A 22,510-nucleotide genomic window follows, 5' to 3' on the forward strand; every position below is an offset into this window, starting at 1 on the left:
GCCGCGCACGAACGACCCCGGTCACGCCCCCGGCTCCCGGTCACACCTCGACGCCCGACCCACGTGGTCGAGCCCCGGCGCCCGGGCGCCGAATCAGACCCAGGCCCGGACCACCTGGTCGACCCCGGCGCCCGGACCACCCGGTCGAACCCCGCCCCCGGTCCCCCGTGGGATCACGCCACGTGTTCGTCCGCCACCGCCAGCGCAGCGTCCAGCGCGGAGAGGCCCTCCTTGGCCTCGGCCTCCGTGATGTTGAGGGCCGGGACCACGTGGGTGCGGTTCATGTTGATGAAGGGCCACAGGCCGGCACCCTTGGCGGCGGCGCCGAACGCGGCCATCGGGGCGTTGGCCTCGCCGGCCGCGTTGTACGGGACCAGCGGCTCGCGCGTGGAGCGGTCACGTACGAGTTCCAGGGCCCAGAACATGCCGACGCCGCGGACCTCGCCCACGGACGGGTGCCGCTCGGCGAGGTCGCGGAGGGCCGGCTCGATGACCTCGGAGCCGAGCTTCGCGGCGTGCTCGACGATGCCCTCCTCCTCCATCACGTTGATGGTGGCGACGGCCGCCGCGCAGGCCAGCGGGTGGCCGGAGTAGGTCAGGCCGCCGGGGTAGGGGCGCTTCGCGAACGTCTCGGCGATCGCACCCGAGATCGCGACGCCGCCCAGCGGCACGTAGCCCGAGTTCACGCCCTTCGCGAAGGTCATGAGGTCGGGCGTCACGTCGTAGAGGTCGGCGGCGAACCACTTGCCCGTACGGCCGAAGCCCGCCATCACCTCGTCGAGGATGAAGACGATGCCGTAGCGGTCGCAGAGCTCGCGGACCCCGGCCAGGTAACCCGCAGGCGGCAGCATGATGCCCGCCGTGCCCGGGACCGTCTCCAGGATGATCGCCGCGATGGTCCCCGGGCCCTCGAACTGGATCGTGGATTCCAGGTGCTCGAGGGCGCGGGCGCACTCCTGCTCCTCCGTCTCCGCGTAGAAACGCGAGCGGTAGAGGAACGGGGCCCAGAAGCGGGTCACCCCCGCGGTGCCGGTGTCGCTGGCCCAGCGGCGCGGGTCGCCCGTGACGTTGATGGCCTGCTGGGTGCCGCCGTGGTACGAGCGGTACGCGGAGAGCACCTTCGGGCGGCCCGTGTGCAGGCGGGCCATCCGCAGGGCGTGCTCGACGGCGTCGGCGCCGCCGTTGGTGAAGAAGATCTTGTCGAGGTCGCCGGGGGTGCGCTCGGCGATGAGGCGTGCGGCCTCGGAGCGCGACTCGATGGCGAAGGCGGGGGCGAAGGTCGTCATCTTCCCGGCCTGCTCCTGGATCGCCGCGACGACCTTCGGGTGCTGGTACCCGATGTTCGTGTAGACGAGGCCGGAGGTGAAGTCGAGGTAGCGGTTTCCTTCGTAGTCCCAGAAGTAGGAGCCTTCGGCGCCGGCGACGGCCAGCGGGTCGATCAGCTCCTGTGCCGACCAGGAGTGGAAGACGTGCTTGCGGTCCGCGGCCTTCACGGCGGCGCCGACCTGGGGATTCGGCTGAGGGGTCATGGGGCCGAGGGTAAGGGGGCGCCGCACCGGCACACCATCGGCGTCCTGTCTGTGGGACGCCGCCGAACCCGACAGACTGTCGCCCCGCCTCCGGGCCCGCCGTTCCGGGGCTGCTTTTAGCGTGGCGTTAGGAAACCGTCGGGCAGTCTTGTCCGCATGACCAAGCCGAACGCGCGCCGCTGGCGCAACGTCGCCGTGACCGCGGCCTGGGTGGCCGTCGGTACGGCCGCGGGCGCGCTCGGCGCCTGGCAGCTGGCGGGCTCCGACGCGAACGCCGGGACCGGCACGCACGGCCATCCGCTCGACGACGCGGCGGTGCACCGCGCCCTGGCGTCCGCGCAGGCCTCGACGCCCCGCGCCGACACCTCGTCCGCCGCCCCGTCCCCCGCCGACCAGCGCCGCACGCTCCGTTTCACGGGCGGTTCCGCGACCGTCGAGTGCGGGACGGACGGCAGCGTGTACCTGGTGGCGTGGAGCCCGGCCGACGGCTACGAGATCGACGACGACGTCGTACGCGGTCCGGGGCGCGTGGCCCGCCTTGAGGCGGAGCCCTCCGACGACGACAGTCCCGACCGCCATTACGAGATTCGCTGTTCGGAGGGTTCGGGCTCACCCCGGGCCGTACTGGTCCCCGACGACGGTGACGACGACTGACGACGACTGACGACGACTGACGACGACTGACGACGACTGACGACGACTGACGACGACTGACGACGACTGACGACGACTGACGATGCCTAACGACGGCTGACGATGACTAACGTCGGCTGACGTCGGCAGGACCCGGACGGGGGCCTCCGGCGCCCCACACATACGGTGATCAAATGCCACATCTCCTGGTCGTCGAAGATGATCCCGCCCTGCGGAACGCCCTGGTCCGCGCCCTGCGCGACCGGGGTCACGCCGTCGCCACCGCCGCCACCGGCATGGCCGGGCTCGACGCCGCCGTCACCGACCGGCCCGATCTGGTCGTCCTCGACCTGGGCCTGCCCGATGTGGACGGCGGCCGAATACTGCGGATGCTGCGCGCGGTGAGCGACGTACCTGTGATCGTGGCAACGGCCCGCGACGAGGAGGGCGAGATGGTCGCGGTGCTCGGTGACGGGGCCGACGACTACATCGTGAAGCCGTTCGGCGCGGCCCAGTTGGACGCCCGGATCAAGGCGGTGCTGCGTCGCCTCGGGCTGCCCGAGGGCGCCGACGAGCCGCTCACTGTCGGCGGGCTCGTGATCACGCCCGCGTCCCGCGAGGTCACGCTCGACGGGCGGCCGCTCGATCTGACGCCCCGCGAGTTCGATCTGCTCGCCCACCTCGCCCACCGCCCGGGGCAGGTCGTCTCGCGCCGGGAGCTGCTCGCCGAGGTGTGGCAGCAGCCGCTGGGCGGAGCCGACAAGACCGTAGACGTCCATCTGTCGTGGCTGAGACGGAAGTTGGGCGAGTCGGCGCAGTCGCCGCGCTATCTGCACACCGTGCGCACGGTGGGTGTGAAGCTGATGGCCCCCGACGACGGGGCGGCCTCGTAGTGCGCCGCACCCTGCTGCTGCTCACCGCGGCCACCACCGCCCTCGTCCTGACGGCGCTGCTCGTCCCGCTGACCCTGCTCACCCGCAGTCACGCCGCGGACCGCACGACCGCGGAGGCGACCGCCCGCGCCCAGTGGGTGGCTGCCGCGATGGGCCCCACGCTGCACAGTCCGGACGAGCGGGCCGGTGCCGAACAGGCCGTGGAGAGCGTCAACTCCGGCTCCCAGCCCGACACTTCACTCATCTTCGCCGACGGCAAGGTCATCGGCGCCCCGGCTCCTGTCACCGACGCGGTGCGCCTCGCGCGGGCCGGGCGCGCGTTCACGTACGAGCCGCCGGGCGGGGGCCGCCAGGTCCTGGTGCCGGTGCAGGGCGCGGAGGGCGGCACGGCCGTCGTCCAGGTGAGCCTGACGAGCCGCCAGCTGTACGACGGGATGCTCTCGTCGTGGCTGACGCTCGCCGGTATCGGGCTCGGCCTCGTGCTCATCGGGCTGCTGCTCGCGGACCGGCTCGGGGCGCGGCTCGTCGGGGCGACGCGGGCGCTGGCCGGGACGGCGGACCGGCTCGCGGGCGGCGATCTGACCGCCCGCGCCGAGCCCCAGGGTCCGCCGGAGCTGCGTTCCGTGGCGGCCGAGCTGAACCATCTCGCGGCCCGCATCGACGAGCTGCTCACCGCCGAGCGGGAGAACGCGGCCGACCTCGCGCACCGGCTGCGCACGCCCGTCGCGGCGCTGCGTCTGGACGCGGAGGGGCTGCGGGACGCGGAGGAGGCGGAGCGGATCGCGGCGGGGGTCGCGGCGCTCGAACTGGGCGTGGACGACGTCATCCGCAAGGCGCGCAAGCCGCTGCGCGGGGTGGCGGGGGCGGATCTCGCGGCGGTCGCCCGGGAGCGCGCGGACTTCTGGGAGCCGCTCGCCACCGATCAGGGGCGGGACCTGGAGGTGTCGGTGCCCGAGGCCGCGGTGGCGGTGCCGGTGCCGGAGGACGAGCTGGTCGCGGCGCTCGACGCGCTGATCGGGAACGTACTGGACCACACGCCGCAGGGCGTCGGCTTCCGGGTCTCCGTCCACACGGAGGGCTCCGTCGTGGAGCTGGTCGTCGCGGACGACGGGCCGGGTCTTCCGGCGGAGGCCGAGACCCGGGGTGCCAGCGGGGGCGGCTCCACGGGCCTCGGCCTCTCGATCGTGCGGCGGACGGCCGAGGAGACCGGGGGGACGGTCTCCTTCGGCTCGGGGGAGAGCGGGGCGGTGGTCACGCTCCGGTGGGGCTGACCCGGGGAAACGCCTCCCGTACCGCACGCGACCACCGGTTGATGCCCAACTCGGGTCGGAGCGCGGCGAATCCGCCGCAGTACTTCGTGAACTCGGCCGTGCGCACACCGAAGCGGTGCAGCACCCGGTCCGCCTCGGTCAGCGACCCGCGCGTCTTGGTCTCGACGAGGACGAGCCCCCCGTCCGCCCGGACCGTCCGCCCGTCGGCGAGGTCCCGCACCACGAGCCCCGCGTCGCAGGTGATCCGCTGCCCGTCGGCGACGAACGTGGCGCGCTGGTAGTCCGTGACCAGCGAGGGTTCCAGCTCCTCGGGCGCCTCGATGCCGTACGCCCCGCCGAGCACACCGGCGAGGAAGCCCTGCTGCGCGGCGTCGAGCGGCCGCTCCTCGCCCACCATCCTGCGGCGGTGCTTCACCGTCTCGCCCCGCCCGTTCTTGAGCTTGATCTCGAACTGCCGCTCCCCCGTGTCCTGGTAGAGCCGCTCGCGGATCTTGTAGCGGAGCCGCCGCCCCTGCCGATGGTCGTGATAGGTGCGCAGGTCGGCAGTGTCGTAGTAGGTCGATCTGTACGAGAACCAGCGCCGGCCGTTCACCGAGAGCGAGCGGAAGGGCCCCTCCGGGCGCCGCGGGTCGGTCAGCAGCGCCGCGAAGTCCTCGAAGACCTCGACCGGTACCAGATAGCTGTTGTCGTAGCGGGCCAACAGCTCTGCCCTGTTGTTCAGTTCATCGAGCGACAACGGCTTGGCGGCGAGTGCGGCGCGCCCGATGGCGCGTACGGCGGGGATCACACGGTCTCCTGGTGATAGGCGGCTGCGGTCTTCGTCGTACTGCGAGGCTCATGACGGTCATGAGCGCCCCTGTGGGTACGAGAGGTACGTATGGGCGCCTCCGATCGTTCCCGTGCCTCCGGCTGGCGGAATCGGACTTCCACAACCATGAGGTCGCGTACGTAGTCGATCTCCTGCACGGTCCAACCATGGGGCTGCCCCACGCGCCTCGCCAGTTCGTCCCGCAGCGCGTCCTCGTCGACGTACACGGCGTCGAGGGTGACGACGGCCCTGCGGTCACGGGCGTACAGGCGCGGATGGTCGGCCACGTAGACGACCGCGAGGAGCAGCGCGGCGAGCGCGGCGGTGACGCCGAGGCCGAGTGCGCGCAGCCCGCACAGCAGCCCGAGCACCAGCGTCACGAAGTAGTACGCGACTTCCTGGTGCCGCAGCGCGTCCGAGCGCAGCCGCACGATGGACAGCACGCCGAACAGGCCGAACCCGAGGGCGAGCCCGCCGCCCTTGCCGACCTCGCCGAGCGCGGCGACGACCGCGAACAGGGCGACGTTCAGCGCGAGATACGCGGGCACGAGCTCTCGCCTGCGGTGCCGCGGGTAGAAGATGCCGAAGGTCAGCAGCGTCACGGCGAGCAGGTCGAGGCCGAGATGGGCGCCGAGCTCCGCCACGGGTGGAAGGTTGTCCATGCCCCTGACGCTACGAACGGCCGGGTTAACGCCGCGCTTGGTGACGGTTAACGATCCGCGCCCCGGTGTCCGCGTCAACGTGGGTCGACGAACGGAACCGCTCGGCCCGCGGGAAGCCTCTCTGTCGTATGTCCGCATTATTCTCAGTTCGTTGCACACATACCGGGGGAGGGTGGCGCGACATGGAGGGTAAGCAGAGCATCGGCGCGTACCGGCTGCTCGGCCGGCTCGGCGCGGGTGGCATGGGCGAGGTGTATCTCGCGCGCTCGGAGCGCGGTCGCACGGTGGCGGTGAAGGTGATCCGCGAAGAGCTCGCGGAGCAGGAGGAGTTCAGGCACCGGTTCCGGCAGGAGGTGGCGGCCGCGCGGCGGGTCGGCGGCGCGTGGACGGCTCCGGTGCTCGACGCGGACACGGACGCGGAGCTCCCCTGGGTGGCGACCGGGTACGTGGCGGGGCCCAGTCTCCAGCAGGTGGTGTCGCACGACTACGGCGCGCTGCCCGAGCGTTCGGTGCGCATCCTCGCGGGCGGCCTCGCGCACGCGCTCAAGGACATTCACGCGGCGGGCATCGTGCACCGCGACCTGAAGCCGTCGAACGTGCTGATCACCGTCGACGGGCCGCGCGTCATCGACTTCGGCATCGCGCGCGCCCTGGAGACGGTGACCGACGGCGGGCTGACCCGTACCGGGGCGCTCGTCGGTTCGCCCGGCTTCATGGCGCCCGAGCAGGTGCGCGGCGACCGGATCACCCCGGCGTGCGACGTGTTCTGCCTGGGGTCGGTGCTCGCCTTCGCGGCGTCGGGACGGCTGCCGTTCCGTACGAGCAACAGCGGGGTGCACGCCCTGATGTACCGCATCGCGGAGGAGCCGCCCGACCTGGCGGGGCTGCCGGAGGGCCTCCAGGATCTCGTCCGTGACTGTCTGCACAAGCAGCCCGGCGACCGTCCCACGCTCGACGAGATACTCCAGCGGTGCGGCGTGGACGACGCGTTGGGCGACGGCGGCCGCACCCGCGACCCGTGGCTGCCGGGCGCCCTCGTCGCCCAGCTGGCCCGGCACGCGGTGCAGCTGCTGGACACGGAGAACCCGGAGCAGATGGCCCGGGTCCCCGCGCCCGCACCGCCGCCCGACCCCGAACCGGTGGCGCCCCCGCCGCCCGGCACGCCCGGCGCGGCCTCCCTGAACCACCTGCCGACCGTGGTCTCCCACGCGGCCCCGGCGCCCCCACCCGCGCCGGGCTACGGCCACCCTTGGGGCCAGACCCCGCCGTACGGCCCGCCGCCTCCGCAGCCGCCGCGCCGCAGTCGCTCCACTCCGGCGCTCATCGTGGTCGCACTGATCGTCGCTCTCGGCGCGGGCGGTTCGGTGTACGCGTTGATGAACGGCACGGGCAAGCCGTCCGACCGGGCCGACGACAAGGCCTCCGCCACGTCCGCGACGTCCCCCGGCTCCGCCCCGGCCGCCCCCGACCCGAGTCCCCCGACCCAGGAGACGACCTCCCAGGAGGAGTCCCCGCAGTCCGCCGCGGGCGACATACCGACCACGTTCCTCGGCACGTGGGAGGGCGCGATCGACAACGCGGGCGGCCACCACCCGCGCAGCATCACGCTCCGGCAGGGCGCCTCCGGGGACACGGTCTTCTCCCTGACGGCGGACGGCTACCAGCGGAACGGCGAGCCCTACCACTGCGTCTTCCAGGGCCGGCTGGAGTCGGCGACGTCCGCCACGGTCCGCATCGGCCCCACCGTCCCGACGACGGCCCGGCCGGCGGGCGCCTGCAGCCCGGGCGGATCCAGCACGCTCTCCCTCACGGCGACCGGCGGACTCGAGCGCGCGATGGCGGGCGGCGAGGCGCCGGTGACGTACGACAGGTCGGGGTGAGGCCCGCCGGACGGGCGCCCCGTGAAAACGGCGACGCCCCGGCCCGCCGAAGCGGACCGGGGCGCACAAGGCCGCAGCGGCCTACAGGAACGAGTTGACCTGGATCGTCTCGTCGCGCCCTGGACCGACGCCGATCGCGGAGATCGGGGCGCCGGACATCTCCTCCAGCGCCTTGACGTAGGCCTGCGCGTTCTTGGGGAGGTCCGCGAAGGTCTTGGCCTTCGTGATGTCCTCCGACCAGCCCGGCAGGTACTCGTAGACCGGCTTCGCGTGGTGGAAGTCGGTCTGGGAGTACGGGAGCTCCTCGACGCGCTTGCCGTCGATCTCGTACGCGACGCAGACCGGGATCTGCTCCCAGCCGGTGAGCACGTCGAGCTTCGTCAGGAAGAAGTCGGTGAGGCCGTTGACGCGCGTCGCGTAACGGGCGATCACCGCGTCGAACCAGCCGCAGCGACGGTCGCGGCCGGTGGTGACACCGCGCTCGCCGCCGATGCGGCGCAGGTCCTCGCCGTCCTGGTCGAACAGCTCGGTCGGGAACGGGCCCGCGCCGACCCGCGTCGTGTAGGCCTTGAGGATGCCGATGACGCGGCTGATCTTCGTCGGGCCGACGCCCGCACCCGTGCAGGCGCCGCCCGCGGTCGGGTTCGAGGAGGTGACGAAGGGGTACGTGCCGTGGTCGATGTCCAGGAGCGTGCCCTGGCCGCCCTCGAACAGGACGACCTTGTCCTCGTCGAGCGCGTCGTTGATCACCAGGGTGGTGTCGGCGACGTAGCCCTTGATCTTGTCGGCGTAGCCGAGCAGCTCCTCGACGACCTGCTGCGACTCGATGGCGCGGCGGTTGTAGAGCTTCGTCAGGAGCTGGTTCTTGACCTCGAGGGCCGCTTCGACCTTCTGGGTGAGGATCGACTCGTCGTAGAGGTCCTGGACGCGGATGCCGACGCGGTTGATCTTGTCCGCGTACGTCGGGCCGATACCGCGCCCTGTCGTACCGATCTTGCGCTTGCCGAGGAAGCGCTCGGTGACCTTGTCCACCGTCACGTTGTAGGGCGTGATGATGTGCGCGTTACCGCTGAGCAGGAGCTTCGACGTGTCGACGCCGCGCTCGTTCAGACCGCTCAGCTCGGAGAGCAGGACCGACGGGTCGACGACGACACCGTTTCCAATGACCGGCGTGCACTCCGGCGAGAGGATTCCGGAAGGGAGGAGATGCAGCGCGTACTTCTGGTCGCCTACGACAACCGTGTGGCCGGCGTTGTTGCCGCCCTGGTAGCGCACTACATAGTCCACGGATCCACCGAGCAGGTCGGTGGCCTTTCCCTTGCCTTCGTCACCCCACTGAGCACCGAGCAGCACAAGTGCGGGCACAGGCGTACACCCCTTCCGGGCGGGGCATGTCCAAGGTCAGGGGCCGTGGCCGCTCCTTTGCGGCGTGCCTTCGTAAGCCTTGGGGTGCCCCGGAATAGACCAAGCCCCTGGCGCAATAGCGCAAGGGGCTCTTGCACAAAGATGCTACCCGAGGAAGCGAGGCAAGGCCGAGGTGGCGGCTTTGGACCATCCATCTGACCGTACGGACGGCGCGAGCGAGGGGCTGTCGCGGCAGCTTCTGGTGATCGTCGATCCGCTCGCGATGCGTGCCGACGGGGAGTCCGTGCGCATCGCCAAGGACGTGTTGTGCGCGGGTTCGACGGCGAAGGTGTGTCTGCCTGAGGGCCCGGCGGAATTCGCGAAAGCGCTGGCCAAGCGGGGTGTGAGACGACCCGTCGTGGTCGGCGACGACCGGGCGCTGCTGCGTGCGGTGTCCCTGCTGCACCGGGAGCGGGAGCTGGCGGACGCGGTGTTCTCGATGGTGCCGGTGGGGGCGGCGGTGTCGCTCTCCCGGTCGCTCGGCGTGCCCGGCGGCACGGTCGAGGCGGCGCGGGCCGCGCTCGACGGGGCGCCGCGGCGGCTCGATCTGCTGGTGGACGACAGCGACGGGGTGGTGCTCGGCGGCCTGTGCATCCCGCCGATCGCCGATCCCGCGGGCTCGGGGCCACAGGGCGGCCGGGCCTGGTGGCGGACGTGCGGCTCGCTGGTGCGGAACCTCGCGGCGCGTTCGCCGCGCGGCGCCGATGCGGGCGAGGCGCAGGCCGCGCGGCTGCGGATCGAGGCGGACGGGGCGACGCTCGTCGACCTCGACCAGCCGGTCCGGGGTGTCTCGGTGACGCCCTGTGCGGGGGACGGGTTTGCGCGGGTGGAGGTGCGCAGGGCCGCGGAGGGCCCCGTCTCGGTGCGGGCGCGGACGGTCACGGTGACCGGGGCGGACTTCCGGTACCGGGCGGACCGGGTGACGATCGGGGGGCCGGTGCGGAGGCGGACGTGGTCGGTGCGGGCGAGGGCGTGGGCGCTGGCGCTTCCGTAGCGGGATTGTTGACCGGCACCGTGGCTGAGGTCTCGGGGCGCTGCCCCGGACCCCGCGCCTCAATCGCCGGCGGGGCTTAATTTGCTCAGCCGTCCGAGAAGCCCAAGGTCTTGCGGTGGGCGCGCCAGCGTTCCAGGAGGCCGTCGAACTCGGACTGGACGAACTCGAAGAACGCCAGGGTCTCGGCGATGCGGCGGCCCGCGGGGGTGTCCGCGCCGAGGTTGTCGACGCCCTCGCGCAGCGCGTCCTCCCAGCGCTTCATGATGCTGTCGCGGTTGGCCAGCGCCTCGTACCACTGGTTGCTGTGCACCCGGAAGAGGTCGCGCCGCGTCCCGGGCTCGCGCTCGCGCGTGACCATGTGCTGCTGGGTCAGATAGCGCACCGCCCCGGACACCGCGGCCGGGCTGACCTGGAGCTGCTTGCCGAGTTCGGCCGAGGTGAGGGCCCCGGAGTCGGAGGCGAGGAGGGCCGCGAAGATGCGGGCGGGCATCCGGGCCATGCCGGCCTCGACGAGCTGGGCGGCGAAGCGCTCGACGAACCGGGATCGGGCCTCCTCGGCCGCCCGTGCCTGCGTCTCGTCCATGCCCTGCGTACCCATGTCCCGATCCTCTCCCCTTGCCCGGCCTGCGAAGCCAGTTTATACGTTTCCTTAACTTCACAAATTTGTGAAGTGCGCGTAGCTTCAGAAACATGACGAAGGCAATCACGGTCTCCGGACTGCACAAGTCGTTCGGCGGGACCCACGCGCTGGACGGCCTCGACCTGGACGTCGAGGCAGGAGAGGTGCACGGCTTCCTCGGCCCGAACGGCGCGGGGAAGTCCACCACCATCCGCGTCCTGCTCGGCCTGCTGCGCGCCGATTCCGGCGCCGTCCAGCTGCTCGGCCGCGACCCGTGGGCCGACGCCGTGGAACTGCACCGCAAGGTCGCGTACGTGCCCGGTGATGTGACGCTGTGGCGCAACCTCAGCGGCGGCGAGGTCATCGACCTCTACGGGCGGCTGCGCGGCGGCCTCGACAAGAAGCGCAAGGCCGAGCTCATCGAGCGCTTCGAACTCGACCCGACCAAGAAGGGCCGCACGTACTCCAAGGGCAACCGGCAGAAGGTCGCCCTGGTCGCCGCGTTCGCCGCCGTCGACATCGACGTACTGATCCTCGACGAGCCGACCTCCGGCCTCGACCCGCTGATGGAGGACGTCTTCCAGTCCTACGTCGAGGAGGCCGCGCGCGAGCACGGGCGGACGGTGCTGCTGTCCTCGCACATCCTCAGCGAGGTCGAGGAGCTCTGCGACCGGGTCAGCATCATCCGCAAGGGCGTGACCGTGGAGAGCGGTTCGCTCGCCGACCTGCGGCATCTGACCCGTACCAGCGTCACCGCCGAACTCGCGGGCGAACCGGGCGGGTTGGGCGACCTCCCCGGGGTGCACGACCTCGACGTACAGGGCAAGCGCGTCAAGCTGCAGGTCGACACCGACAAGCTCGACGCCGTGCTCCGCTCGCTCGCCGGGTCCGGTGTGCGCTCGCTGACCAGCACCCCGCCCACCCTGGAAGAGCTGTTCATGCGGCACTACCAGGACGACGTCCGCACTCCCGAAGCGGCGGTGTCGCGATGACCACCCTCCTGAGCGAAGATCGCTACGTCTCCAGGTCCGGCGGCGCGCGGCACCTCGCGGGCACCGGGACGCTCCTCAGGCTCGCGCTGCGGCGCGACCGCGTGATGATGCCCGTATGGGTCGCCATCACCGCAGGGATGGTCGTGTCGATGCCGGGCTCGCTGGAGTCGGTGTGGCCCACGGCCGCCGACCGGGCCGACATCGCGGCCTCCATGAACACCAACAGCTCGATGCGCGCCATGTACGGGCCCGTCTTCGGGGACTCGCTCGGCGCGCTCACGGCCTGGCGCGCGGGCACGTTCGCCGCGGTCTTCGCCGCGATCATGAGCCTGCTCATCGTCGTGCGGCACACCCGTGACGAGGAGGAGAGCGGGCGGCAGGAACTGGTGTCGTCGGCGATGGTGGGGCGGCGCGCGCCGCTGACCGCCGCGCTGCTCGCGGCCCTCGTGGCCAACGGTGTGCTCGCGCTGCTCGTCACCGGCGGCCTCGCCGCCCAGGGCGGCGCGGGGGCCCTGGCCCTCGGGCTCTCGATCGGCGGCTGCGGGATGGTGTTCGCGACGATGGGCGCGATCGTCGCCCAGTTCACCGAGAGCGCGCGGCTCGCGCGCGGCGCCACATCGGCGGTGCTCGGCGCGGCCTTCGTGCTGCGCGCGGCGGGCGACTCCGGCACCAACGACGGCTCGTCGCCGCTGACCTGGATCTCGCCCATCGGCTGGGTCGAGAACGTCCGCGCCTTCGCCGACGAACGGTGGTGGGTGCTCGGTCTCCTCCTCGCGGCCGTCCTGATCCAGGGCGCGGTCGGCTACGAACTGGCCGGGCGGCGCGACATCGGCATGAGCTTCCTGCCGACCCGCCCGGGGCCCGCGGACGGGCGCCTCGGCACGGCCGGTTCGCTGGCCTGGCGGCTCCAGCGGGGCAGCGTCATCGGCTGGTCCATCGGGTTCCTCGCCGCCGGTGTCGTCTTCGGCGGCATGACCGAGGGGGCGGCCGAACTGGTCGGCGACAGCGAGAACACCGTCGAGCTCATCGAGCGGATGGGCGGCCAGTCCGGCATCACCGACGCCTTCCTCGCCACGATGGTCGGCATGCTCGGAATGGTCGCCGCGCTCTACATCGTGCAGGCGGTGCTCCGGCTCAGCGGCGAGGAGACCTCGCAGCGCGCCGAACCCATCCTGGCGAACGCGGTGGGCCGCACCGCCTGGGCAGCCGGACACCTGGTGATCGCCTTCGCGGGCGCCGCGCTGATCATGCTGCTCGGCGGGGTCGGCCTCGCGCTCGGCCACGGCAAGGAGTTCGGGCCCGTCGTCGGCGCCTGCCTGGTCCAGCTCGCCGCGATCTGGACGCTCGGCGGGGTGGCCGTGCTGCTGTACGGGCTGCTGCCGCGGGCGGCCGTCGCCGCGTGGGCGGTGGCGGGCGCGGCGCTCCTCATCGGCTGGATCGGCCCCGCGCTGAAGCTGCCGCAGGCGGTCATGGACGTATCGCCGTTCGGACATCTGCCGAAGCTGCCGGGCGGGGAGATGACGTGGGGCCCGGTGCTCGTGGAGGTGGCGCTCGCGGCCGTGTTCGTGGCCGTCGGCCTGGCCGGGCTGCGCAGGCGGGACATGTCCAGCTGAGCGGCACCTCGCCCGCGGAACCCTTCAGCGGCCCGAGTGCGTCCCCCTGACATGGGACAACGCACTCAGGCCGCCGTCGGCTGCCTCAGCACCCTCGCCGGTCTCGGCGCCGGGATCGCCGTCTGGAACGTCCGTGCCGACGGCCGGATCCACCGGTTCGAGCAGGGCCCGGACTGGCGGGTGTTCGCCGTGGACCTGCCGCTGTGCCTGGCCGGCGGCACCCTCGCCGGAGCGCTGGCCGGGGTGCTGCTGACCCGTCTCCTCACAGCTCGACACGCAGACCCTCCAGGCCGCGGATGACGAAGTTCGGCTTGCGCTCCGGCTCCGCCGCGAGCCGCAGCGTCGGCGCCCGCGTCAGCAACGCCCGCATGGACGCCGCGAGTTCGACGCGGGCGAGCGGGGCGCCGATGCAGTAGTGGATGCCCGCCGAGAAGGAGATGTGCGGGTTGTCGGGGCGGGTCAGGTCCAGCCTCTCCGGGGCGTCGAAGACCGCCGGGTCGTGATTGGCCGAGCCGAACAGCAGGGCCACCTCCGAACCGGCCGGGATCGTGGTGCCCGCCACCTCGATGTCGTCGAGCACCCAGCGTTCGAAGAGCTGGAGCGGGGTGTCGTAGCGCATCAGCTCCTCGATCGCGGTGGGGACCAGGGAGTGGTCCGCACGCAGGGCCGCCAGCTGCTCGTTGTGCCGGAACAGGGCCCACCAGCCGTTGACGGTCGCGTTGACCGTGGCCTCGTGCCCAGCGTTGAGGAGCAGGACGCAGGTGGAGATCATCTCCTGTTCGGTGAGGCGGGCGGGCGCGGAGCCCGAGCCCGTGCCGTCCTCGTCGTCGTGGGCGGCGATGAGCCCCGAGATCAGGTCGTCGGCGGGGCACGCCCGGCGCCGCGCGATCAACTCCCTTAGATACTCGGTGAATTCGATGGACGCGGTGACCGCGGCCCGCGCCGTCTCCTGCGACGGGTTCAGCTCGTACATGCCGCAGATCGCCGCCGACCACGGCCGCAGCGGCGCCCGTTCCGACTCGGGGATGCCGAGCATCTCCGCGATGACGGCCACGGGCAGCGGCTCGGCGACGGCCGTGAGCAGATCGCCGCCACCGTCGGCGACGAGACCGGAGACGAGTTCGCCCGCCAACTTCTCTACGTAAGACTGGAGTTGGCGCACCGTGCCCGGCGTGAACGCCTTCGACACCAGGCGGCGGATGCGGGTGTGGTCCGGGGGCTCCAGGTCGAGCATGCCGTGGTCGTTGAGGGTGTGGAACGGCTCGCGCTCGGGCGGCGGGGCGGTGCGGCCGAAGTCCTCGTGGGCGTACCGGTGTTGATAGGTGCGGCCCAGGCGGCGGTCGCGCAGGAGCGCCGAGACGTCGGCGTGGTGCGGGACCAGGTACTGGTTCGAGGGCTCGAACCAGTGGACCCGGCCGGCCTCGCGCAGGGCCGCGTAGGCGGGATACGGATCGGCGACGAAGGCCGGGGACCAGGGATCGAACACAGCGGCATCCATGCGCGGACGCTAGCCCCGCTCAGCCCGGCGTGACCAGTCGTGCCTCGTACGCGAACACCGCCGCCTGCGTCCGGTCGCGCAGCCCCAGCTTCACCAGGACCCGGCTCACATGCGTCTTGATCGTCGACTCGGCGACCACGAGCCGCTCCGCGATCTCGATGTTCGACAGGCCCTGCGCGATCAGGACGAGCACCTCCGTCTCGCGCTCGGTCAGCTCCCCGTACGCCCCCGGCTGCCGCCCCGCCGGAACCGGCGAGGCCTCGGACAGCTTGGCGAACTCGGTGATCAGGCGGCGGGTCACGGTCGGCGCGAGGAGGGCCTCGCCGCTCGCCACCACCCGTACGCCGTCGGCGAGTTCGCGCGCGGAGGCGTCCTTGAGGAGGAAGCCGGAGGCCCCGGCCCGCAGCGCCTGGTACACGTACTCGTCCAGGTCGAAGGTGGTCAGGACGAGCACCTTCGTGCCCGCGTCCGCCGCGACGATCTCGCGGGTCGCCTCGATGCCGTTCAGCTCGGGCATCCGGATGTCCATCAGGACGACGTCGGGGCGCAGTTCACGGACCTTGGCGATGGCTTCGACGCCGTTGACGGCCTCGCCGACGACCTCGAAGTCCGGCATCGCGTTCAGCAGGACCGAGAAGCCCTCACGGACCATCATCTGGTCGTCGGCGACCAGGACCCTGATCACGCCTCGTCCTCCGTCCCGGCGGCCGCGGCGCGGGCGACGGGGATGAAGACCGCCACCTCGTACCCGCCGTCGGCCGTCCCCTCCGCCGTCATCTCGCCGTCCAGCATCGACACACGCTCGCGCATCCCGGTGAGGCCGTGTCCGGCGCCGGGGCTCGGCTTCACCAGCCCTGTCGACGGGCCGTTGACGATCCTGAGGCCGAGGCCCCCGAGGACGTACGAAACCTCGACCGCGGCCTGCGAACCCGGGGCGTGCCGCAGCGCGTTGCTCAGCGCCTCCTGCACGATCCGGTACGCCGACAGCTCGACGCCCTGCGGGAGTTCACGGGCCGCGCCGGTCACCGTCCGCGTCACGGCCAGGCCCGCCTCCCGCACGTTCTCCAGGAGCTTGTCGAGGTCGGCGAGGGTGGGCTGCGGGGCGTCGGGCGCCTCGTAGTCCTCGGCCCGTACGACACCGAGGACACGGCGCAGCTCGGTGAGCGCCGCCACCGCGTTCTCCCGGATCGTGACGAACGCCTGCTCCAGCTCGGGCGGCGGGTTCTCGACGCGGTACGGGGCGGCCTCCGCCTGGATCGCGACGACCGACATGTGGTGCGCCACCACGTCGTGCAGCTCGCGCGCGATGTTCGTGCGCTCCTCCAGGAGCGTGCGCCGGTCCCGCTCGACGGCGGTGACCGTGCGCTCCTGGACGACCTCGCGGCGCGCGTTCCGGTTGACCTGGACGAGCGCGACGATCCCGACCCCCATGCCGGAGAGCACCGTCATGGGAACCGCGATGCCGCCGTTCAGGCTGCCGAAGACCGCCGCGGAGAGCAGCGAGTACAGCGTGGACAGGGCCCACATCCAGGCCGCCGTACGCGGCCGGGTGCGCGCCGCGACCACCATCATCACGATCGTGTGGCCCAGGATGCTGCCGCCCGACCACGGGTAGAGGCCGTCGCCCGTCGCCCAGACCAGGAGCGGGGCGGCCCCCAGCGAGAGCCAGAAGGCGAGGACCGGGCGGAGCAGGGTGAGTGCCACGGGGACCGCGGCCATCAGTCCGGCGACCAGGGCGAAGAAGCCGTCGTCGAGGGCACCGTAGCTCGCCATGCCGGTGATCAGCGTGAACCCGGCGAGGCCGAGGACGACGGCGTGCGGCAGGAGCCCCAGGCGACGGCGGAACCGCTCGGGGAACTGCCGGGCCCACGGCCCGTCCGTGCCCGCCCGCGGCATCGGCCGGTACGCGAGCACCCCCCGGAACAGGTCCTCGCGCAGCCCCCGCAGCGCCGCCTTGGCGAGATTGATCTCAGGGCTGTGTTCCCGCGGGCCCTGGACGATGGTCGTGTCGGTCATGCCCTTCACGGTAGGTCGCGGGGGCGGCGCTCCGCGTCCGTACGGAGGAGGGTTCGGCGGGGTCCGTCGCAAGGACTAGAGCCTTGCTTTGCGACCCCGGGGCCACGGTCACCAGGCCAGTTGCGCGATCTCCTCCGCGACCACCGCGCAGGCGTCCGCGGCCGGGTCGATCACCGGGAAGTGGCCGACCTCCTCCAGGAGCGTGACACCCACGACCTCGCCCGCCTTCGCCGCCGCGTCCGCGTACGCCTCGGCCAGCTCGAACGGCACGGTCGTGTCCGCGCGACCCTGCACCACGGTCGTCGCGACGCCGGTCGGCAGCAGCTCCACCGGGTCCGCGTACGGCCGGCGCTCGTCGAACAACTCCCGCATACCGCCCAGGAGCTGGACGCACGCGCCGCCGCAGACACCCAGCTCCTCGGCGAGCGCGAAGCCCACCAGCGGGGCGATGGCGACGACGCCGCGCAGCGCCGCCGAGTCCGGGGTGCGCCACGGAGCGCCCTCCGGCAGCACGTGCCGGGCGCCCGCCCACAGCGCGAGCTGGCCGCCCGCCGAGTGCCCGGTGACGACGGTGCGGCGCGGGTCCGCGGACGGCAGGTGCTCCCGCGCGAGCGCGGGCATCGCGTCGAGCGCGGTCGCCACGTCGTCGAAGGTCTCGGGCCAACGCCCCGCGACGGGTCCCTCGACGCCTTGATGCGGCACAGATTGATGCGGCACCGGACTCGAACTCCCCCGCCGGTACTCGACGTTGGCGACGGCGAAGCCGCGCCGCGCGAGGAAGTCGCAGAACGGGGTCAGATACTGCCGGTCGTACGGCCCTCGCCACGCGCCGCCGTGCAGGACCACGACCAGCGGGGCCGCGGTCGAGCCGTCCCTCGGGGCGTAGAAGTCGACGACCTGGTCCGGGTGATCCCCGTACGCGGCGCTGACGTCCGGCGGCACGGCGGGATGCGAGAAGGCCGACGCCTCCTCCGCCTCCTCGCGGGTGGCGCCGGACTTGTCGGGGTCTGGCATGCTCCAACCTCTCGACATCGTGCGGAACTTGGCCAAATGCGTACGAACCGGCGGGCGGCCGGTGCGTCGCGGTATGCGGACGCTACCAGGCCCGTGACGTGCGTCAACACGTACAGTGACCGCACAAACGGTTCCTTCGTACCGTTACCCCGTTACCCTGGCGGTCATGACCGCCAACCCGACCGACGCCCACGAACCCGGCACGCTCCGCCCCGGCGGGCGCACCGCCCGCGTCCGCGCCGCGGTGCTCGAGGCGGCGGGCGACGTCCTCGCCGAGCACGGCTTCGACCGGCTCGACCTGGGCGACATCGCGCGGCGCGCGGACGTCGGCAAGACGACCGTGTACCGGCGGTGGGGCTCGCCCACAGGACTCGTCGCCGACCTCCTCGACCAGATGGCCCAGGAATCGCTGCCCCGCACCGAGACGGGCACCCTGCACGGCGACCTGACCGCCAACGCCCGCCTCGTCCAACGCACCCTGGCCGACCCCCGGCAGGGCCCCCTGTTCCGCGCGGTGATCGCCGCGGCCGCCTGCGACCCGCGCACGGCCTCGGCCCTCGCCCGCTTCTACGAGGTACGGGTGGCCGAGTGGGCCCCCTGCGTGGAACAGGCGGTGACCCGCGGCGAACTTCCCTCCGGGACGGACCCGTCGGAGGTCATCCGCGCGGTGTCCGCCCCCCTGTACTACCGGCTGCTCACCACGGGCACCGCCCCCACCCCGTCCGACGCGGAACGCGCGGTCGCGGGAGCCGTGGCGGCGGGGGTGGCGGGGGTTTACGTGGGGTGAGGGGGCGGGGTGCGCCGCGGAAGGACCGCACCGTGAACGAGCCCAGTGACCGTGACCGCACCACAGCCCCTCTCCCCTCTCCCCCGACTGGCCTCCGCCGACCTCGGACTCGTACGTCTCCGGCGACAATCCGGTCGCCGCTCTCTCCACTGCACTCCGATGCCGAGCAGCACGGTCAGACCGACGCGTGACCAGTGTTTTCCGGGCGTCCACCGTGCTGGAACCACTCCGGCGCCAGGATCGACATCACCGTCGCGTCCACCCGCTCGCCCTCCCAGAGCAGTGCGTCACGCAGTACGCCCTCAGCGACGAACCCCACCTTCTCGTAAGCGCGGCGGGCTCGCGGATTGAACGCATAGACCTCCAGCGAGATGCGGTGCAGCCCCAGCTCCTCGAAGCCGTACCCCACGATCAGACGGGTCGCCTCCGTCCCCAGACCAGATCCGTACGTGCCGGGCACCAGACAGATACGGAAGCTGCAACTTTCGTTGTCCGGGTCCCACTCGTTGAGGACCACCTCGCCGACGACGTTTCCCGACGCCGGCTCGACCACGGCAAGGTCCAGCCGGTCGTCTTGCTCTCGACGACTGTCGTACCAGGTACGTATCCGCCCCTCATCGGGCACGCCGTCGTCATGACTGCCGGTCAGCCGTGATGCCTCTGCGTCCAGGAACATCGGCATCAGCGCAGGCACGTCATCCACCGTGACCGGCCGGAGCAGCACCTGGTCCCCTCGTAGCGACGGCTTGCTGAGGAAATCCGGGCGGGAAGCATCTCGAACGTGATCACCCATGGCCGCATTGTGTCCGGCCGACCGACCCGCCTCCTCCTGATATTCGCCACGAGACCCCGTGATCGGGGAGACAGGGCCCAGGGCGGTCCGCCCCCTCGGCCGTTCCCCACCCGCCCCGAACCATCCAGCCCGGCCCACCGACCCGTAACGACGGCCCCACCCGACACGGGCAATCTGCCACCTTGGACACCCCCACCCGCCCCGAACCATCCAGCCCGGCTCCCCGCCCGGTAACGACCCCCGATTTGGGCAATCTGCCGCCTTGGGCGGCAGGGTGGGCAAGGCGGCGCCCGGTGCCGCGCAACAGGGACGGACGACGGGCCCTGCCCCCCCCCCGGCAGAGCGGCCCGGGGTCCGGACGACCGGAGCCCCCGGAAGGGGCGGGCGGGTGGGAGATGAGCGGGGATCGGCGCAGCCGGGGCAGGACGCCTGTGCAGCGCACCCGTCGTCACGGACGCCAAGCCCGGTGCAGCACCAGGGACCGGACGAGCCGTCGCCGTCCCGCAGCAGCCGACCACCACAGAGCGCTGCCTCCGGGGGGCCTACGCCCCCGGAGGGGGCGGGTGGGTGGGAGATGAGCGGGGACCGGCGCAGCCGGGGCAAGGCCCCGGTGCCGCGCGCCCGTCACGGCAGACGACAAACCCTGTACAGCCCCCGGACCCCGGACCCCGGACGAGCTGACGAATGGGAGAACGGCCAGGAACGGCTCAGTCGGCGAGACGCCGGTGCCGCGCGTCCATCGCCACAGGCGCCAAGCGCGGTACAGCCCCGGGCCCCGGGGGGCCTACGCCCCCGGAGGGGGCGGGCGGGTGGGAGATGAGCCGGGATCGGCGCAGCCGGTAAGAGCCGGTGCCGCGCGCAGCCGGGCCAAGACCCCGGTGCCGCGCACCCGTCACCGCCGACCCCAACCCCGGACCCGCCCCCGCCCCGGGCCCCGGTCGACCGAGTCGGCCCCGGCCACACCCACCAGCCAACCGCTCCCCACCCGCCCCAACCGGGTACCGCTACGCGGAGAGCTCCCGCCCCAGCACCGCCCCCGCCCGCTCCACATCCGCATAGGACAGGTACAACGGCGTGAACCCGAACCGCAGGATGTCCGGGGCCCGGAAGTCACCGACGACCCCGGCCCCGATCAGCCGCCCCATCACGTCCCCCGCATCGGCACACCGCAACGCCACCTGGCTCCCCCGCTGCCCGTGCCCGACCGGCGTCACGACCTCGACCCGGCCCCCGGGAACGTACGCCTCGACGCACTCCAGGAAGAAGTCCGTCAGGCCGAGGGACTTGGCCCGCACCGCGTCGACGGAGACGTCGGGCCGCGACCACACCTCCAGCGCCGCCTCCAGCGCCAGCATCGACAGGATGTCCGGCGTCCCGACCCGCCCGCGCACGACCCCGTCCGCCGCCTCGTACTCGGACCGCATCCCGAACGGCTCGGCATGCGAGTTCCACCCCGGCAGCGGCGAGTCGAAGGCCGCCTGGTGGTCCCTGCGCACATACAGGTACGCAGGCGAACCCGGCCCCCCGTTCAGGAACTTGTACGTGCAGCCGACCGCCAGGTCGACCCCGTGCTCGTCGAGCCCGACCGGCAGCGCGCCCGCGCTGTGGCACAGGTCCCACACCGAGACCGCCCCGGCCGCCCGGATCGCCGCCGTGAGCCCCGGCAGATCGTGCAGCCGGCCACTGCGGTAGTCGACGTGGTTCAGCAGCACCGCCGCCGTACGCGACGACAGCGCGCCCGGCACCTCTCCCGGTTCCACCGCCCGCACCGAACAGCCCGTCATCCGGGCCGCGGAGGCGGCGATGTACCCGTCCGTCGGGAACGTCGCCGCGTCGACGAGGATCTCGTCCCGCCCGGCCCCGGGACCGCCGGCGAGCCGTACCGCACCCACAAGTGCCTTGAAAACATTGACACTTGTGGAGTCGCCGACGACGACCTGCCCCTCGCCCGCGCCCACGAGCGGAGCGATCACGTCCCCGATCCGCTCGGGCGCCGTCCACCACCCCGACTCGCTCCAGGACCGGATCCGCAGCTCGCCCCACTGCCGCCGCACGACGTCCTCGACACGGCCCGGCACGTTCGCGGGCAGCGCGCCCAGCGAGTTCCCGTCCAGATAGACACCGCCGTGGTCATCACCGAGTACGAACTCGCCCCGCACACCGGCGAGTTGATCGGCCGCATCCAGCTCCTTCGCCCGCTCTTGCAGATCAGACATGGGACCTCGCCGTCCACAGCTCGGGGAACACGTTCTTCTGCGCCCGCTTCTCCAGCCACGCCACACCGGCGGAGCCGCCCGTGCCCGCCTTCGCGCCCATCGCGCGCCGCGTGGCCACCAGGTGGTCGTTGCGCCAGCGCCACACCAGTTCGGCGACGTCCGTCAACGCCTCGCCGAGACGGGCGAGTTCGTCGTTCTCGTCGCCCGCGTACAGGCGCGTCCACACCGCCTCGACCTCCGGCGACGGCACGTACTTCTGCGACACGTCACGGTCGAGGACGGCGCGCGGCACCGGATGCCCGCGCCGGGCAAGGAGCCGCAGCACCTCGTCGTACAGGCTGGGCTCGTGCAGCGCCTTCTCCAGCTCGGCGTGCACCCGCGGCGCGCCGCGGTGCGGCACCAGCATGGACGCCGACTTGTCGCCGAGCAGGAACTCCATGCGCCGGTACATCGCCGACTGGAAGCCGCTGCCCTCGCCGAGCGCGGACCGGTACGAGTTGAACTGGCCGGGCGTGAGCTGGCCGAGCGGCCGCCATGAGGCGTTGAGCGCGTCCAGTTCCCTGACGGACCGTTTCAGCGCCGCGACCGCGGTCGGCACGTCGTCCGTGCCGAGGGCGCGGGCGGCCGTCTCCCACTCGTGCACGATGACGGTGAACCACAGCTCCATCACCTGGGTGGTGACCAGGAAGACCATCTCGCCGGGATCGTCCGAGCGGAGGTGCTGGAGGTGGGTGAGGACGTCGGCCTGGACGTAGTCCTCGTAGGGCGTGGTGCCCGCGAAGTCGAGATGCGGGGTGGCGGGCGCCTCTGTGTCGCGCCCCGCCTCGTGATCCGCGTCGTGGGACATCGCTGTCTCCTGTTTTGTACTCCGGGTAGCGGTCCGCCCTG

21 protein-coding genes are annotated in these 22,510 nt (G+C 72.4%); 9 read left to right on the plus strand and 12 right to left on the minus strand.

Features of this window, described 5'->3' with window-relative positions; genetic code table 11:
* Positions 1-173 precede the first annotated feature (173 nt).
* Positions 174-1,529 (minus strand): aspartate aminotransferase family protein, encoded by a 1,356-nt coding sequence (locus ACFV9W_RS21635; RefSeq protein ID WP_385763247.1) that lies wholly within the window; start codon positions 1,527-1,529, stop codon positions 174-176.
* 156 nt (positions 1,530-1,685) lie between these two features.
* Between ACFV9W_RS21635 and ACFV9W_RS21640 the strand changes: the two genes are divergently transcribed.
* The 3 genes from ACFV9W_RS21640 (at position 1,686) to ACFV9W_RS21650 (ending at position 4,326) form a co-directional block, all read left to right on the plus strand.
* On the plus strand, positions 1,686-2,183 hold the full coding sequence (locus ACFV9W_RS21640; protein WP_385763249.1) for a hypothetical protein: 498 nt from the start codon (positions 1,686-1,688) through the stop codon (positions 2,181-2,183).
* A 173-nt stretch (positions 2,184-2,356) separates the two neighbouring features.
* Positions 2,357-3,055 (plus strand): response regulator transcription factor, encoded by a 699-nt coding sequence (locus tag ACFV9W_RS21645; RefSeq protein WP_385763251.1) that lies wholly within the window; start codon positions 2,357-2,359, stop codon positions 3,053-3,055.
* A complete protein-coding gene (locus ACFV9W_RS21650; RefSeq protein WP_385763253.1) occupies positions 3,055-4,326 on the plus strand; it encodes a sensor histidine kinase in 1,272 nt (423 codons plus the stop codon). The genes ACFV9W_RS21645 and ACFV9W_RS21650 overlap by 1 nt, the downstream gene beginning before the upstream one ends.
* On the opposite strand, the gene ACFV9W_RS21655 is transcribed toward ACFV9W_RS21650, so the two are convergent.
* Entirely contained in the window at positions 4,307-5,113 is an 807-nt protein-coding gene (locus tag ACFV9W_RS21655; protein WP_385763255.1) for a polyphosphate polymerase domain-containing protein, read from the minus strand. The genes ACFV9W_RS21650 and ACFV9W_RS21655 overlap by 20 nt on opposite strands.
* Complete coding sequence (locus ACFV9W_RS21660; RefSeq protein ID WP_385763257.1) at positions 5,110-5,796, minus strand: DUF4956 domain-containing protein; 687 nt, start codon at positions 5,794-5,796, stop codon at positions 5,110-5,112. The genes ACFV9W_RS21655 and ACFV9W_RS21660 overlap by 4 nt, the downstream gene beginning before the upstream one ends.
* 182 nt (positions 5,797-5,978) lie before the next feature.
* Between ACFV9W_RS21660 and ACFV9W_RS21665 the strand changes: the two genes are divergently transcribed.
* Positions 5,979-7,676, plus strand: a complete 1,698-nt coding sequence (locus ACFV9W_RS21665) for a serine/threonine-protein kinase (RefSeq protein ID WP_385763259.1) — start codon at positions 5,979-5,981, stop codon at positions 7,674-7,676.
* Between the two features lie 81 nt (positions 7,677-7,757).
* Here the strand turns inward: ACFV9W_RS21665 and ACFV9W_RS21670 are convergent, their stop codons facing one another.
* Entirely contained in the window at positions 7,758-9,041 is a 1,284-nt protein-coding gene (locus ACFV9W_RS21670; RefSeq protein WP_385763261.1) for an adenylosuccinate synthase, read from the minus strand.
* Positions 9,042-9,213: 172 nt separating this feature from the next.
* Here ACFV9W_RS21670 and ACFV9W_RS21675 point away from each other — a divergent pair, with 172 nt between their 5' ends.
* Positions 9,214-10,074, plus strand: coding sequence for a diacylglycerol kinase (locus ACFV9W_RS21675; RefSeq protein ID WP_385763263.1), 861 nt, complete (start codon positions 9,214-9,216; stop codon positions 10,072-10,074).
* Between the two features lie 85 nt (positions 10,075-10,159).
* Here the strand turns inward: ACFV9W_RS21675 and ACFV9W_RS21680 are convergent, their stop codons facing one another.
* The gene (locus tag ACFV9W_RS21680; protein ID WP_385763265.1) at positions 10,160-10,672 is read right to left on the minus strand and encodes a GbsR/MarR family transcriptional regulator; all 513 of its coding nucleotides are present in this window, start codon (positions 10,670-10,672) and stop codon (positions 10,160-10,162) included.
* A 92-nt stretch (positions 10,673-10,764) separates the two neighbouring features.
* Between ACFV9W_RS21680 and ACFV9W_RS21685 the strand changes: the two genes are divergently transcribed.
* Genes ACFV9W_RS21685 through ACFV9W_RS21695 form a run of 3 tightly spaced genes read left to right on the plus strand, consistent with a single transcriptional unit; the run spans position 10,765 to position 13,598 of the window.
* On the plus strand, positions 10,765-11,685 hold the full coding sequence (locus ACFV9W_RS21685) for an ATP-binding cassette domain-containing protein (RefSeq protein WP_385763267.1): 921 nt from the start codon (positions 10,765-10,767) through the stop codon (positions 11,683-11,685).
* Positions 11,682-13,298 carry an ABC transporter permease gene (locus ACFV9W_RS21690; RefSeq protein ID WP_385763269.1) on the plus strand — a complete coding sequence of 539 codons (1,617 nt, stop codon included), beginning with the start codon at positions 11,682-11,684 and terminating at the stop codon, positions 13,296-13,298. The genes ACFV9W_RS21685 and ACFV9W_RS21690 overlap by 4 nt, the downstream gene beginning before the upstream one ends.
* A 51-nt stretch (positions 13,299-13,349) precedes the next feature.
* Positions 13,350-13,598 (plus strand): hypothetical protein, encoded by a 249-nt coding sequence (locus ACFV9W_RS21695; RefSeq protein WP_385763271.1) that lies wholly within the window; start codon positions 13,350-13,352, stop codon positions 13,596-13,598.
* On the opposite strand, the gene ACFV9W_RS21700 is transcribed toward ACFV9W_RS21695, so the two are convergent.
* From ACFV9W_RS21700 to ACFV9W_RS21715, 4 genes are all read right to left on the minus strand, one after another.
* The gene (locus ACFV9W_RS21700; RefSeq protein WP_385763273.1) at positions 13,561-14,796 is read right to left on the minus strand and encodes a cytochrome P450; all 1,236 of its coding nucleotides are present in this window, start codon (positions 14,794-14,796) and stop codon (positions 13,561-13,563) included. The genes ACFV9W_RS21695 and ACFV9W_RS21700 overlap by 38 nt on opposite strands.
* Before the next feature lie 19 nt (positions 14,797-14,815).
* On the minus strand, positions 14,816-15,481 hold the full coding sequence (locus ACFV9W_RS21705; RefSeq protein ID WP_385763275.1) for a response regulator: 666 nt from the start codon (positions 15,479-15,481) through the stop codon (positions 14,816-14,818).
* Complete coding sequence (locus ACFV9W_RS21710; protein WP_385763277.1) at positions 15,478-16,812, minus strand: sensor histidine kinase; 1,335 nt, start codon at positions 16,810-16,812, stop codon at positions 15,478-15,480. Before ACFV9W_RS21710 ends, ACFV9W_RS21705 begins: the two co-directional genes overlap by 4 nt.
* A gap of 108 nt (positions 16,813-16,920) precedes the next feature.
* Entirely contained in the window at positions 16,921-17,826 is a 906-nt protein-coding gene (locus ACFV9W_RS21715) for an alpha/beta hydrolase (protein WP_385763279.1), read from the minus strand.
* A gap of 166 nt (positions 17,827-17,992) precedes the next feature.
* On the opposite strand from ACFV9W_RS21715, the gene ACFV9W_RS21720 reads away from it, so the two are divergent.
* The gene (locus ACFV9W_RS21720; RefSeq protein ID WP_385763281.1) at positions 17,993-18,613 is read left to right on the plus strand and encodes a TetR/AcrR family transcriptional regulator; all 621 of its coding nucleotides are present in this window, start codon (positions 17,993-17,995) and stop codon (positions 18,611-18,613) included.
* 175 nt (positions 18,614-18,788) lie between these two features.
* Here ACFV9W_RS21720 and ACFV9W_RS21725 read toward each other — a convergent pair whose 3' ends face one another.
* The 3 genes from ACFV9W_RS21725 to ACFV9W_RS21735 form a co-directional block, all read right to left on the minus strand.
* The gene (locus ACFV9W_RS21725; RefSeq protein WP_385763283.1) at positions 18,789-19,406 is read right to left on the minus strand and encodes a GNAT family N-acetyltransferase; all 618 of its coding nucleotides are present in this window, start codon (positions 19,404-19,406) and stop codon (positions 18,789-18,791) included.
* A gap of 1,004 nt (positions 19,407-20,410) precedes the next feature.
* Positions 20,411-21,622, minus strand: coding sequence for a kynureninase (gene kynU, locus ACFV9W_RS21730; protein ID WP_385763285.1), 1,212 nt, complete (start codon positions 21,620-21,622; stop codon positions 20,411-20,413).
* Positions 21,615-22,469 (minus strand): tryptophan 2,3-dioxygenase family protein, encoded by an 855-nt coding sequence (locus tag ACFV9W_RS21735; protein ID WP_385763287.1) that lies wholly within the window; start codon positions 22,467-22,469, stop codon positions 21,615-21,617. Before ACFV9W_RS21735 ends, kynU begins: the two co-directional genes overlap by 8 nt.
* Between the last annotated feature and the right edge of the window lie 41 nt (positions 22,470-22,510).

Origin of the sequence: Streptomyces sp. NPDC059897, assembly GCF_042730865.1 — a bacterium.
Classification (GTDB): Bacteria; Actinomycetota; Actinomycetes; order Streptomycetales; family Streptomycetaceae; genus Streptomyces.

Bases quoted from the DNA above. Each gene is read 5' to 3' on its own strand.
- ACFV9W_RS21635 (WP_385763247.1), bottom strand. From the start codon at position 1,529: ATGACCCCTCAGCCGAATCCCCAGGTCGGCGCCGCCGTGAAGGCCGCG.
- ACFV9W_RS21640 (WP_385763249.1), top strand. From the start codon at position 1,686: ATGACCAAGCCGAACGCGCGCCGCTGGCGCAACGTCGCCGTGACCGCG.
- ACFV9W_RS21645 (WP_385763251.1), top strand. From the start codon at position 2,357: ATGCCACATCTCCTGGTCGTCGAAGATGATCCCGCCCTGCGGAACGCC.
- ACFV9W_RS21660 (WP_385763257.1), bottom strand. From the start codon at position 5,796: ATGGACAACCTTCCACCCGTGGCGGAGCTCGGCGCCCATCTCGGCCTC.
- ACFV9W_RS21665 (WP_385763259.1), top strand. From the start codon at position 5,979: ATGGAGGGTAAGCAGAGCATCGGCGCGTACCGGCTGCTCGGCCGGCTC.
- ACFV9W_RS21680 (WP_385763265.1), bottom strand. From the start codon at position 10,672: ATGGGTACGCAGGGCATGGACGAGACGCAGGCACGGGCGGCCGAGGAG.
- ACFV9W_RS21685 (WP_385763267.1), top strand. From the start codon at position 10,765: ATGACGAAGGCAATCACGGTCTCCGGACTGCACAAGTCGTTCGGCGGG.
- ACFV9W_RS21690 (WP_385763269.1), top strand. From the start codon at position 11,682: ATGACCACCCTCCTGAGCGAAGATCGCTACGTCTCCAGGTCCGGCGGC.
- ACFV9W_RS21695 (WP_385763271.1), top strand. From the start codon at position 13,350: ATGGGACAACGCACTCAGGCCGCCGTCGGCTGCCTCAGCACCCTCGCC.
- ACFV9W_RS21700 (WP_385763273.1), bottom strand. From the start codon at position 14,796: ATGGATGCCGCTGTGTTCGATCCCTGGTCCCCGGCCTTCGTCGCCGAT.
- ACFV9W_RS21710 (WP_385763277.1), bottom strand. From the start codon at position 16,812: ATGACCGACACGACCATCGTCCAGGGCCCGCGGGAACACAGCCCTGAG.
- ACFV9W_RS21715 (WP_385763279.1), bottom strand. From the start codon at position 17,826: ATGCCAGACCCCGACAAGTCCGGCGCCACCCGCGAGGAGGCGGAGGAG.
- ACFV9W_RS21720 (WP_385763281.1), top strand. From the start codon at position 17,993: ATGACCGCCAACCCGACCGACGCCCACGAACCCGGCACGCTCCGCCCC.
- ACFV9W_RS21725 (WP_385763283.1), bottom strand. From the start codon at position 19,406: ATGGGTGATCACGTTCGAGATGCTTCCCGCCCGGATTTCCTCAGCAAG.
- kynU (WP_385763285.1), bottom strand. From the start codon at position 21,622: ATGTCTGATCTGCAAGAGCGGGCGAAGGAGCTGGATGCGGCCGATCAA.
- ACFV9W_RS21735 (WP_385763287.1), bottom strand. From the start codon at position 22,469: ATGTCCCACGACGCGGATCACGAGGCGGGGCGCGACACAGAGGCGCCC.